The 12032-nt window shown below is 63.3% G+C and carries 15 protein-coding genes; 8 read left to right on the forward strand and 7 right to left on the reverse strand.

The genetic code is table 11. From position 1 onward, the window contains the following. Positions 1 to 44: 44 nt before the first annotated feature. Complete coding sequence (locus OSC37_RS14195) at positions 45 to 512, forward strand: YbaK/EbsC family protein (RefSeq protein ID WP_267162089.1); 468 nt, start codon at positions 45 to 47, stop codon at positions 510 to 512. On the opposite strand, the gene OSC37_RS14200 is transcribed toward OSC37_RS14195, so the two are convergent. Then, positions 513 to 1679: an NAD(P)/FAD-dependent oxidoreductase gene (locus OSC37_RS14200; protein ID WP_267162090.1), complete on the reverse strand. Its 1167-nt coding sequence runs from the start codon at positions 1677 to 1679 to the stop codon at positions 513 to 515. It lies immediately after the preceding gene. A 79-nt stretch (positions 1680 to 1758) separates the two neighbouring features. Between OSC37_RS14200 and OSC37_RS14205 the strand changes: the two genes are divergently transcribed. From OSC37_RS14205 to OSC37_RS14230, 6 genes are all read left to right on the forward strand, one after another. After that, positions 1759 to 2766, forward strand: coding sequence for a threonine aldolase family protein (locus OSC37_RS14205; protein ID WP_267162091.1), 1008 nt, complete (start codon positions 1759 to 1761; stop codon positions 2764 to 2766). A 24-nt stretch (positions 2767 to 2790) separates the two neighbouring features. Continuing rightward, positions 2791 to 3327, forward strand: a complete 537-nt coding sequence (locus OSC37_RS14210) for an NUDIX hydrolase (protein WP_267162092.1) — start codon at positions 2791 to 2793, stop codon at positions 3325 to 3327. Positions 3328 to 3388: 61 nt separating this feature from the next. Beyond that, entirely contained in the window at positions 3389 to 4372 is a 984-nt protein-coding gene (locus OSC37_RS14215) for an ornithine cyclodeaminase family protein (RefSeq protein ID WP_267162093.1), read from the forward strand. Between the two features lie 65 nt (positions 4373 to 4437). After that, the gene (locus tag OSC37_RS14220; protein ID WP_267162094.1) at positions 4438 to 4851 is read left to right on the forward strand and encodes a universal stress protein; all 414 of its coding nucleotides are present in this window, start codon (positions 4438 to 4440) and stop codon (positions 4849 to 4851) included. Between the two features lie 42 nt (positions 4852 to 4893). After that, complete coding sequence (locus OSC37_RS14225; RefSeq protein ID WP_267162095.1) at positions 4894 to 5922, forward strand: class I SAM-dependent methyltransferase; 1029 nt, start codon at positions 4894 to 4896, stop codon at positions 5920 to 5922. 52 nt (positions 5923 to 5974) lie between these two features. Beyond that, positions 5975 to 6595 (forward strand): class I SAM-dependent methyltransferase, encoded by a 621-nt coding sequence (locus OSC37_RS14230; RefSeq protein WP_267162097.1) that lies wholly within the window; start codon positions 5975 to 5977, stop codon positions 6593 to 6595. Between the two features lie 21 nt (positions 6596 to 6616). Here the strand turns inward: OSC37_RS14230 and OSC37_RS14235 are convergent, their stop codons facing one another. The 5 genes from OSC37_RS14235 to OSC37_RS14255 form a co-directional block, all read right to left on the reverse strand. Beyond that, positions 6617 to 7078 carry a hypothetical protein gene (locus OSC37_RS14235; protein ID WP_267162098.1) on the reverse strand — a complete coding sequence of 154 codons (462 nt, stop codon included), beginning with the start codon at positions 7076 to 7078 and terminating at the stop codon, positions 6617 to 6619. 58 nt (positions 7079 to 7136) lie between these two features. Next, entirely contained in the window at positions 7137 to 7532 is a 396-nt protein-coding gene (locus OSC37_RS14240) for a zinc-ribbon domain-containing protein (protein WP_267162099.1), read from the reverse strand. Positions 7533 to 7582: 50 nt separating this feature from the next. Further along, positions 7583 to 8857 (reverse strand): class III poly(R)-hydroxyalkanoic acid synthase subunit PhaC, encoded by a 1275-nt coding sequence (gene phaC / locus OSC37_RS14245; protein WP_267162100.1) that lies wholly within the window; start codon positions 8855 to 8857, stop codon positions 7583 to 7585. Positions 8858 to 8859: 2 nt separating this feature from the next. Next, the gene (locus tag OSC37_RS14250; protein ID WP_267162101.1) at positions 8860 to 9396 is read right to left on the reverse strand and encodes a poly(R)-hydroxyalkanoic acid synthase subunit PhaE; all 537 of its coding nucleotides are present in this window, start codon (positions 9394 to 9396) and stop codon (positions 8860 to 8862) included. A 142-nt stretch (positions 9397 to 9538) separates the two neighbouring features. Further along, a complete protein-coding gene (locus tag OSC37_RS14255; RefSeq protein WP_382186285.1) occupies positions 9539 to 9841 on the reverse strand; it encodes an AbrB/MazE/SpoVT family DNA-binding domain-containing protein in 303 nt (100 codons plus the stop codon). Positions 9842 to 10137: 296 nt separating this feature from the next. On the opposite strand from OSC37_RS14255, the gene OSC37_RS14260 reads away from it, so the two are divergent. After that, complete coding sequence (locus tag OSC37_RS14260; RefSeq protein WP_267162102.1) at positions 10138 to 10686, forward strand: MaoC family dehydratase; 549 nt, start codon at positions 10138 to 10140, stop codon at positions 10684 to 10686. A gap of 24 nt (positions 10687 to 10710) precedes the next feature. On the opposite strand, the gene OSC37_RS14265 is transcribed toward OSC37_RS14260, so the two are convergent. Continuing rightward, on the reverse strand, positions 10711 to 12030 hold the full coding sequence (locus OSC37_RS14265; protein WP_267162103.1) for an oxidoreductase: 1320 nt from the start codon (positions 12028 to 12030) through the stop codon (positions 10711 to 10713). Positions 12031 to 12032: the final 2 nt, after the last annotated feature.

Here is a 12032-nt window from a genome sequence, read left to right on the forward strand (position 1 = left end):
GGGTGTGCCGGTATAGCTACATACCAGGCCGTCGAAACCGACCTATGAACGAGCGCGCGGCAGAGTTCAGCGAACGGGCGGCCGAGGCCTACGACCTGGATATCGCAGTCGAAGAGTTCCCCGAAGGGACAAAAACCGCCGAGGACGCCGCCATGGCGGTCGGCTGTGAGGTCGCACAGATTGCGAGTTCTATCGTTCTGATGACAGACGTGCCGGTTGTGGTCGTTACCAGCGGCGCGAACCGCGTCGACACGCGCAAATTGGCGACGCTGCGCGGCGTCCACCAGGCACGCATGGCCGAACCCGAGGAGGTCCGCGAAGCGACGGGGTATGCCATCGGCGGGGTCCCGCCGTTCTGTCACGACGGCGACCCGCCGGTCTATCTCGACGAGACGCTCACAGATTTCGAGATGGTCTGGGCCGCCGCCGGAACGCCGGAGGCTGTCTTTTCAATCTCGCCCGAACGAATTGTCGAGCATGCCGACGCCGAGGTCGTCGACGTGGCCGAGTAATCACGATTCGACGGCCATTCCCTCTCGGACCTCGAAGGACTCGTCGCCGTCGAAGCGGGTCGGGTCGAAGGCAGGAATCCCGTCGCCGCCGAGGACGTCGTCGGCCAGCCGGCGACCGATTGCCGGCGAGCGCATGAACCCCTGGCCCTGGAACCCAGTCCCGACGTAGACGCGCTCGCGGACCGCGCCGACGAGTGGGTCTCTGTCCGGCGTCGCGGTACACAGCCCCGCCCACGCCCGGTCGACATCGAGATTACAGTCGGGGACGCGGTGGGTCACGCGGTCGGCGAGGTTGGCCGGAAAATTAGCGTTTGCCGCCCGGTCGTACTCCTCGGGGTCGGCCTCGCGTTCCTCGGTGCCGTCGCCCGCGAGCAGCCCTTCCGGGTGAGGACGCAGGTAACAGTCCGCGCTCGTGTCGTAGACCATCGGCTCCCAGCTGTCGCCGAGGGAGACGCCGCCGACGAGTGCCTGCACGCGATAGGGCTTCATCGCAATCTCGACGCCGGCATCGGCAAGGACCTGCTTGGAGTGAGCGCCCGCTGTCACCACCAGGTCGTCGACCTCGCGGCGGTCGCCCGAGGCTATCACTGCCGGCGACTCGGTCTCGATTCGGACCGGCGTCTCCTCCTCGATTGTAACGCCCTCGGCCCGGGCCTGTTCGGCGAGCCACGCGGTGTAGGCCTCGGGGTCGGTGTAGCCTGCGCCCTCGGTCACGCCGGCGACCGCGATGTCGTTGGTCCGAAGACGGGGGAACTGCTCGGCCAGGTCGGCCGCCTCCAGCTCTGTGGCCTCGACGCCGAGCTCTTGCATCCGCCGGATACCGTCTCGCACGAGGGCGATTTTTCCCTCGTCACCCTCTCCTGCAAGCCAGACGTACGGACAAGGTGTGAAGGGCGCGCCCTCCTCGGCGAACGAGTGAAAACCTTCGATTGCCTCTTGACCGAGGGTCGCGTTTGGCTCCGCCGCGAAGGCATCGTAACAGACGCCGGCGGCCCGGCCGCTGGACTCGCTTGCGACCGTTTTGGCCTCGTAGACGGTGACTGACGCCCGCTCGCGTGCGAGCCACAGCGCCGCAGTGAGGCCAACTGCGCCGGCTCCGACGACTGCAACCTCGCGGCCGACGCCGCGATTCTGGAAAATCGGGTCTGCGGAGAGTGTCTCGTTCATACCGCGTGCTGGGCGGGATAGGCCAAAAGAGTAGGGCAAAACCCGCGGCGTTTAGTGGGCGGGAACGGTATAGACAGCTATGATTGACCTGCGCAGCGATACGGTGACGCTCCCGAACGACGAGATGCGCGAGGCGGCCCGCGACGCCGATGTCGGCGACGACGTCTACGAGGAGGACCCCACAGTCAACGACCTCGAAGCCCGCGCCGCCGAGGTGCTCGGCAAGGAAGACGCGCTGTACGTCCCGACTGGGACGATGGGGAACCAGATTGCCGCCCGCACCCACACCGAGCGCGGCCAGGAACTGCTCTGTGAGGTCGAGAGCCACGTCTACAAGTGGGAGCTGGCGGGACTGGCCCAACACGCCGAGGTCCAGACCCGAACCATCGAGGGCGACGAGCGCGGCGTCATCGAACCCGAACAGGTCCGTGCGGGCTACGTCGAGGAGGATCTTCACCGGCCCGGAACCGGCCTGCTGACGCTTGAAAACACCCACAACAGCAAAGGCGGCAAGGCTATCTCGGAGGAGGCGATAGCGGCCGCCGCCGAGGCCGCCCACGACCTCGATGTGCCGGTCCACCTCGACGGAGCGCGGCTGTTCAACGCGGTGACTGCGCTCGACACCACTGCGGCCGACCTCGTCGAGCCGGTCGACTCGGTGATGTTCTGTCTCTCGAAGGGACTGGGTGCGCCGGTTGGGTCGATGCTTGTCGGCTCTGAGGACTTTATCGACCAGGCGCGTCGCGTCAGAAAGCTGTTCGGCGGTGGCATGCGACAGGCCGGCATCATCGCTGCGCCGGGGCTGGTCGCCCTAGAAAACCGTGCCCGCCTTGCCGACGACCACGAGCGTGCCCGGCGACTCGCCCATGGACTCGACGACGTGGCTGGCTTGGACGCCGAGGAGCCAGAAACCAACATTGTACTCGTCGAGACTGACGCGCACGCGAGCGATTTCCTCGATGCCTGCGAGCAAGAGGGCGTGCTCGGTGTTCCCTTCGACGACCACGTCGTCAGGTTCTGTACGCACTGGAACGTCGACGACCAGGACGTGTCCGAGGCCATCGCCGCGGTCAAACAAGCCGTATAGCCGGATTGGTCTGGCAACTCGACTATGAACGTCACTCAACAGAGTAAGCAGAACGTCGATTCGGTACTGGAACGCCTAAAAGCGGACTACGGGTCGGTCGACATCGTCGAGAAGACCTGGGAGCGGACGGAGGCTGACTACGAGCGAATCCGCGATCAGTTCGAGCGCGGTGCCCTCGGTGGGGCTGGCGTCTGGCTGACGAACGACACAGGCGAGGTCCTCCTGGTTCGCAACGAGGGCGACAAGGGTTGGTCGGACCCAGGAGGAAAGCGAGAGCCTGGCGAGAGCTACGAGGTGGCAGCCAGACGAGAACTCGAAGAGGAGACGAATGTCACCTGCCAGCTGACCGGACTCTGTGAGGTTCACATCATCGAGAACGTCCACGCCGAGCGAGACGCGCCGTCGATATTCGAGCCAATTGTGATTTTTCACGGGTGCCACGAGACCGGCGACCCCAGACCCCGCGAGGGAGAAATCGCTGAGGTTGGCTGGTTCGCCGAGCCGCCGGAGGCGGTTCTGTACGAGGAAGTCACGACGCGCCCGTATCCAGCCACCGTGTGAGGGTACGGAGTCCAACTCGATTCACCAACTGCTAAGTATCCCCTCCCCAGACGTTCAGAGCATGGGAACCGTCATTCTCGACGCAGACGCGGTAACAGAGAGCACACAGATCACAGAGGTAATCGACGCTGTTGAGGGCGCATTCGGGGCCTACGCCCGCGGCGACGTCCAGATGCCCGCCAAATCATACGTCGACCTCCCGCAGTACAACGGCGACTTCCGGTCGATGCCAGCGTACATTGAGACCGACGACTGGGACGCCGCCGCAGTCAAGTGGGTCAACGTCCATCCGGACAACCCCGACGAAGAAGGGCTGCCGACGGTGATGGGCACGCTCATCTACTCCGACCCCGACACCGGCTTCCCGCTGGCTGTGATGGACGCGACGGGCCTGACGCGACTCCGGACCGGGGCGGCCGCGGCTGTCGCGACCCGTCACCTCGCCCGCGAGGACGCAACTTCGCTCGGACTGGTCGGTGCCGGCGTCCAGGCACACTCTCAGCTGGAGGCCATCTCGCGTGTCCGGGACATCGAGACTGTCGTCATCAGCGACCTCGACGACGAGATCCGGGCCGCGTTCATCGAGGAGTACGGCGACGAGTTCGACGTACAGGAAGGTGCCGTTGCCGACGCCGCCGCCTGTGACGTGGTGTCGACGACGACCCCTGTCCGTGACCCGATTGTCGAGGAGGTCGGCGAGCACACCCACATCAACGCGATGGGGGCCGACGCCGAGGGCAAACACGAGATTGCAGACGACGTGCTGACCGAAGCGAAGCTCGTCATCGACGACCACGAGCAGTGTACCCACTCCGGCGAAATCAACGTTCCCTGGAGCGAGGGGGTCCTCACGGATGCGGACGTCCACGGAGAAATTGGCGACATCGTCGCCGGGAAAATCGAGGGCCGCACCGCCGACGACGGCGCGACCGTCTTCGACTCGACCGGACTAGCCATTCAGGATGTGGCCGCCGCACACGTCGTCTACGAGGACGCTGTTGCCGGCAACACTGGGACCGAGTTCGACATGATTGGTCAGAAGTAGGGCGTCCCCTCCAACGTGTGAGAATTCACACTGGTTTTATGCCCCGCTGTGACGAAGAGAGGGATATGTATCGCGTACTGATACCGATCGACGATAACGAATCGCGGGCGCTGGCACAGGCGAACTACGTCACATCGCTTCCGAGCGCGGACGAGGAAATCGAAGCAACGCTGTTGTTCGTGTTCACGGATGACTCCTCGGGTGATGTCCCGCGGTCGGTGACACGGGTCCGGTCAGTCCGACGAGCGCGCGAACACCTCGAAGACCACGGCGTCGACGTGACGATTCACGAAGACAGCATGGAAGCCGTCGACAACATCCTCCGACACGCCGAGGAGGAGGACGTGGACTCGATAGTTCTCGGCGGTCGCAAGCGTTCGCCGGCCGGTAAAGCGCTGTTCGGCAGCGTCACACAGCGAGTCATCCTCAACACTGACAAGCCGGTCGTCGTCACTGGCGGAGCTCCGGACGAGGACTGACCGCCGGGTATATACAGATCGCAACCAGACCCTCGGCCGGGAATGAGCGACCAGTCTCTCGCGGCCGTCGTCGAGAAAGAACGGACTCAGGTTGCGCTTGCCTCGCTCCAACAGGAGGGCGTCTACGACGAGGGCCGACACATCGACGAACACGACGACGGCACCGTCGCGATTCCGGTTACTGACCCGCCAGCACAGACGGACGTGCTGGAGGTCGTTCGAGTAACCGGCGAGACGCGACTCCGGACCCTCGAAGACCACCTCCGAGAGCGCGGGTGGACTGACGCCGAACTCGACGCCGCTCCGGGGTCGTGGGCGGTCATCGGTAGCGTGGTACTGGTCGATGTTGTCGATACGCCGCGGCCGGCCGAGGTCGGCGAGGCACTGCTTGCAATGCACGGCCACGCCGACACGGTGCTCTCACGGCAGGGCATCGCCGGCGTCCACCGCGAACCCTCTGTCGAGGTTATCGCCGGCGAGGGCGACACCCACACCGTCCACCGCGAACACGGGACGACCTACGCGCTCGATCTGGCGGAGGTGATGTTCTCGCCGGGCAACAAGGCCGAGCGCGCCCACATGGGTGAGGTCGTCGACGACGGCGAGCGGGTGCTGGATATGTTCGCCGGTATCGGCTACTTCACGCTCCCGATGGCTCGTGGCGGTGCCCACGTCACGGCCGTCGAACACAACTCGACCGCATTCCAGTATCTCGTCGAGAACGTTGTCGGGAACGAGGTCAGCGACCGCGTTGAAACATACCGGGCGGACTGTCGGGATGTCGTCGCCCGCGGCATCGAGGCCGCGGACCCCTTTGCCTTTGAGCGGGTTCTCATGGGCTACTACGACGCATACGAGTACCTCGACAGGGCACTCGACGCGCTCGAAGCCGGGGGAACAATTCACATGCACGAAGCAACGCCAACGGCGGAGCTTCCAGACCGGCCGGTCGACCGCCTCCACGCGGCCGCCGAGCGCAACGACCGGCAGGTCACCGGGTACGACCTCCGCGAAATCAAGGGGTACAGCGAGGGTGTCAGCCACGTCGTCGTCGACGCGACCGTGAAATAGTCTCTCCCATACGAGGCGAACGTTGAAGTAGCGACAGGAAAGACCCGAGAGCGTGAACGAACGCCGTGTAGTCCGGGAGGCGTACGACGAGATTGCTGACCACTACTACGCCGAATACACTGAAGAAGTGAGCGACGACCCTGCCTCCGAGCCGGTCGAACGGTTCTGTGAACGCTTGGACCCAGCAGACCGCCTCCTCAGCGCGGGCTGTGGCGCTGGCGATACGCCCCTCGCTGCCGGGGGCGAGACGGCTGTTGGCCTCGATTTCTCACGAGAACAGCTGTCGCTGGCTCGCACAGACCACGACGCCATGCTCGTGCAGGGAGAGATGACCGGCCTCCCCTTCGCCGACGATACCTTCGACGCTGTCGCCGCGCTGTACTCGCTGATTCATATTCCACTCGGAGATCACCACTCCACGCTCGCGGAGTTCCGACGCGTGCTCCGTCCCGGCGGGGCGCTGCTGGTCACCGAAGGATCGAGTGAGTGGGAAGGGTCGAATCCCGACTGGCTTGACAGCGGGACCGAAATGCAGTGGTCGATTGCCGGTCGGGAGGCGACGGCAGAGGCCTTACACAGCGTCGGCTTCGAGATAGCTGGCGTCTGGGACATCCACGACCCGACGACCGAGGACGGCGAGAAGCCGTTTTTCCTGGCTGAACTCCCAGAATAGCACACCGTTGTCGTTCGTCTGTTACAGACTCGACCCGGACAGCGAAAGTTCCGACCAGTGATTCAGCGTCCAGTAGCCGATACCGGTGCCGATGAGACCCGCCGCCAGAATATAAAAGAGAAGCTGTGAGGCGACGACCTGCTGGTGGTTTCTGACGAGAAAGACGACGCCTTCACCGCCCAGCGCGACCAGCAGGAACGTGACAGCCGCACTAAGAACCGAGAACTGGAGGACGACGGCCGCCTCTCGGTAGGCCTCCTCGACGGTGACGACAGTGGTGACGAACGCGAGTGCCAGCACCAGCACGTATATCGGGAGTCGGTCGCTGACTCCGGTTACTTCCCCACTAAGGAGGCCGACGACGCCGAGAAAACTCGCGGTCAGCGCGACCGTCGATACGACGACGAACAGCGCTGCCCGAGCCAGCGCGTTCCGGCTCCACTCGCGGCGTGCGAACAGCCCCTGACGATTGCCTGTCTCCATACGGGAACGAACGACAGCGAGCGACAAAAGCCTGCGTCAGACAATCGTCAGCCTCGGGCTACGAGAGGACGATCACGCCGACGCCGATTGCAGCACTGGTCAGGGAGACGAGCAACATCCGCGACATGCCGGGTGGCTGGCCGAGTTGGCGGCCCAGCAGCCGGCGAATCGGCGGTAACGCGACGATACCGCCGAAGATGAGAAACCCACTTGCGGGGTTGGGGACGACCACGAAGCCAGCGACGACGAGAATCCAGCCCAGAGCGTAGCCGAGCCGCGTGAGCAGGTCGCCTCCACTGCCCGCGTTGTCGGCGGACTCTGCCAATTCACCGGCGTGGCGTTTCATATACCGGTAGAGTGCCTTGGCGGCGGCCTCATTCTGGGGTGCGCCACACTCCTGGCAGAAGTTGGCGCCGTCGGGTATCTGTGTCCCACATTCACGACACTCGTCCATCACTCACCACTGCGTGGGGTCCCGTGGTGAATCTTTCCCTGTCGGACGGCTTACACCTGGTCGAGCCACTCGGTGACGCGGCTCTCGGTCGTCTCAGCAATCTCTGCGAGGTCGGCGGCCTCGTACTCTGTGAGGTCGGCGGCTATCTCGATGCCTTCCTCTTGGAGACGCTCAGCGTAGGTCGGACCGATGCCGTCGACTTCCTCGATCTCTGTCCCCTCGGTCTCGGCGCTGTTGTCGCCCGAGACACGGTGATACCAGTCACAGACCTCTGGCCAGACCTCCTCGTGTGTGGACGAGGAGACCGAGAGCCCGATGTGGCCGGTGGGATACTCAATGATACGGGTGTCGTCGCTGCCGACGACCTCGTTGAACGGCTTCGAGGCATCTGCTGGGATGAGGTGGTCGTACTCGCCAAGAATCTGGAGTATCGGCACGTCTATCTCCGTGATATCGACGTGTTCGCCGCCGAGTTCGAGTTCGTTGTGGTAGAGTTCGTTGTTCTGGTATATTTTCTCGAGGAACTCGACGTAGGCGGTCCCAGCGAGGTCGATCCCCTCGTCGAGCCACTTCTCCATGCGCGAGAAGTTGGCGACGAAGGCGTCGCTGTCGAGGTTCTCGTACATCGTGACGTACTTGCTGAGGTAGTTGTCGACTGGGTCCATCAGCGCGAAGCCGGTGTCCAGAAACTCTGCCGGAACGTTGCCGTAGGTGTCGACCACGTCTTTGGGGTCGTAGTACTCCTCGCTGCCCCACTCTTCGAGGACACCACCGGTCTGGTCGAAACAGAGGCCTGCTGCCATCAGCCCAAGCGCGTTGACCTTCTCGCCGTGGAGGGCAGTGTACATTGTGGTCATCGTCCCGCCCATGCAGTAGCCGAGGATGTTGATGGCGTCCTGGCCTGAGCGGTCGCGCACCTCGTCGACGCAGTTGTCGATGTAGCGGTTAACGTAGTCTTCGAGCCCGATATGCTGGTCGAGCCGTGAGGGCTCGTTCCAGTCAATCATGTAGACGTCGTGGCCGGCGTCCAGCAACTGGCGGATTACACTCCGGTCAGGCTGTAGGTCGAGGATGTAGGGCTTGTTGATGAGCGCGTAGACGATGAGAATTGGGGCCTCGTTTTGCTCCTCGGTGCGGGACTCGTAGTGGAGCAGTTCAAGCTTGTTTTCCTCGTAGACGACCTCGCTCGGGGTCTGTCCAACCTCGATGGTCTCCATCTCGACGGCGCGCTCGGGGGCGATGCGGGCCTTCTCGGTCGCGTCGACCATCGCCTCCATCGCGTCGGCCTGTGCGTCCAGTGCGGCTGCGAAGGGGTTGAACGACATCGTTACTCCAGTTCCTCGATGATGCGGTCGAGCTTCTGTTCGACGGCATGCTGGCGGCGTTCGAGTTCAACCAGCCGTTCGCCGACTTCGACGACATCGTCGCGGGTCGCCATCCCGAACTGGGCGAGGTTCTCCTGGGTCATATCGTCGACCTCCTGTTGGGCCTCCATCAGAATCTCGACCAGTTCGCCGTTGGCGGCGGCGAACGCGCTCGTCGACATGATCTCTTTGAACGACTCGTTTGCCGACTGGAGCCAGAGGTCACGGAACTCCTCGGCGTCGACATCTTCGCCCTCGGCAGCGTCACCGGTCCGTTCGACCATCTCCTCTGCCGTGTCCATCCATACCTCGTAAGCCTGGCGGTACCCCTCGATACCCTCGGTCATCTCCTCCTCGGAGAGCGTCGAGCCGTCGAAGGCACCCGTCCATGACTCCATCATCGCCGTCTGTGCCTCGACGTTACGCTCGATTGAGTCTGCGACTGCCTCGTTCATCTGTTCCATCAACTGACTCCAGTCCTGTGGCTGCTGTTCGCTCATTGTATATGTAACTACGAGAACGGGACACAAGACTCCAGCGATTTTCCAGCCTCTACCAGTGTATGCCATTGAACGACACGAGGTACCGAAACTCTCTCGGCTGTCGGCGCTGGTGGTTCGACGCTGCAACGAAAAACAGGGTTCAGTCGTCCCGTTCGCGCTTTACCGGCACCAAGACAGTCTGGACGATGTCGCCCTCCTCTATGTCAAGCGCCTCTCGTTCCGCGTCGGGGATAGAGATGCGGCCGCCACTCTGAACGCGTGTCTTGAACGTGGCTGTCTGGCTCATCGCGCCAAGCTGGTTCATATCCATCCCGCCGGACATGCCAGCACCGAGCATCTGCTTGAACAGTTCCTGTTGGGTCTCGACGGCCTGCTCGCCCGTCTCGGTGAACATCTTGAAGAAATCCTGCGGCCCACTCGGCATGTCCCTGTCGTCTGTCATCGGATTTCTGTTGTTCCGCTCGATGTATAAACATTTGGAGCGTCGACGACGCTCTCCCCTTTGGACGCTGGAGTCCGTTCCTCGGGCAAAAATTCTATTTGTTATATGTGAACAATCAACTCACTTTTTCAGACAGAACGACTGCGATAACAGTCGCGGCCGTGGGAAAAAATGATTATTGTGTTCGATAACTAGCCTCGGAGTTTATAACGCCAAATCCCATAGAACAGTGTGTAATGAGTTCAGAATCTCAGCGGAGTGCATTTCTTGATACCTGGACTGACACTTCTGTACACATGTTCGAGAGTGTGGTCGCGGCAAACCGCGCCGCACTTGCGGCATTCGGACTCGACGCCGACGGTACAGACGAGGTAGAGACGACAGACCGAATCGAGGCCGACAAGGACCTGCCGGAGTGGGACACAGAAACCACGGCCAGCGCTCCTGAGGACGTCTCTGTTGGAGACCGGTTCGAGTTCAGCAAGACGATCTCTGACGGCGATGTGCGTGCATTCGCAGCGGCCAGCGGCGACACGAATCCGCTCCATCTTGACGACGAGTTCGCCGAAAAGACGCGGTTCCAGGGCCGCATCGCCCACGGAACACTTGTTGGGGGCCTGATTAGTGCTGCGCTGGCTCGGGTTCCTGGTCTGGTCATCTATCTCTCGCAAGACCTGGAGTTCCACAATCCGGTTCGTATCAGCGAAACGCTCACTGCCTCTTGTGAGATTGTCGAAGACCTCGGCAACAACCAGTATCGCCTCTCGACGCCGGTCCACAACGAAGCCGGCGAGGCGGTCATCGAGGGCGAGGCAGTCATCCTCATCGACGAACAGCCTGAGTAGCCACTCTGTCGATTCCTGCCACGTTCACTCTCTCCGCGAGCGACCGCTGTCGTAGACGCCGTCTTTTTTGAGCCGTGCGCGCTCTCTGACGACCGCCGGCGTCCGACATCGTCCCGGCTCGCCGACGGCTTGTGGAATCGTGCAGTTGTTACAGCTCTCACACAACGCTCGGTTGTCGCCGGCCAGCAGCCGCGCCCCCAGCCGCGGCTCGGCGTAGAAGGGGCGGGCCATTCCAGCCATATCACACGACTCCCCCAGCAGTCGGTCGCAGTGGTTCCGTTCTCGAAGGCCCCCTTCACAGAGTACTGGCACGTCGACCGCCCGCCGGACGGCTCGACAGAAGTCGGCGTTCCAGCCGGGTTCGCGGTCGAACCACCGGCCTTCGAGGCGGTTTGCCAGCTCCACTGCCCGTGCCCGCCACCGGCCACCGAAGACGGCGGCGTACTCGCTCTGGAGTTCCGCTGCTGCCCAGGCCCGGTCGGGGAACGCTCCCCGGATAACACTCATGTCCCAGTAGACAGAGGCCTCCACGGGGACGAGTGCGTCGTACCCCGCAGCAGCGAGCCGCCGGCCGATATCCAGGCTCTCGTCGCGGGTCAGATGCGTCCGGACGAACGGCGGCGAAGCAGTCTCGACGGGGACTTTCGTCACCAGGGGGATATCTCCGGCGTGGTCGCGGACGGCGTCCCGGACCGCAAGCAGGAACTGCACCCCGTCGGCGAACTCGTCGTCGCGGTCGTTGTAGTACGGCGAGAGGAACTGCTGGACGATGCCCATGTTCGCCCCGGAGAGGTGGACGCCGTCGTAGCCGGCGTCGGCGGCGTATCCTGCGGCCCGCCCGAACGCCTCGGCCAGCTCGCGGACCTCCGCCGTCGAGAGCACGTTTGGTCGGAGGTCGATGAACCCGGCACGGTCGGCGACTCTGAGCTGCCAGGGCGGCTGTGAGACTGCCTTCTGGACCGCGTCCGGATTGTCCTCGCGGTAGCCAGCGTGCCACAGACTCATCCCGCGGAGGCCGCCGTGTGCGAGCTGGATGAATATCTTCGAGCCATGGTCGTGAATCCGGTCTGTCAGCCGTGAGAGTCGGTCGACGAAGCCTGGGTCGTGGACACGCGTCATGTTTGGTGCGGCACACCCGCCGTCGCCGGTGACGATGCTCGCACCCTGGAAGATGAGCCCAACGCCAGATTCGGCAGTCGGCTCCAATTCTGCGATGAAGCGGTCGACCGCGTCGGGACCGTTGCCGGCACATTCGAGTAGTGGGGCGCGGTAGAGGCGGTTCGGCACCTTGACGCCGCCGATGTCGATTGGGTCGGTGAGCTGTGGGTTGTCTGTCCGTGACATGA

Origin of the sequence: Halovenus salina (assembly GCF_026410925.1) — an archaeon.
Classification (GTDB): Archaea; Halobacteriota; Halobacteria; order Halobacteriales; family Haloarculaceae; genus Halovenus; species Halovenus salina.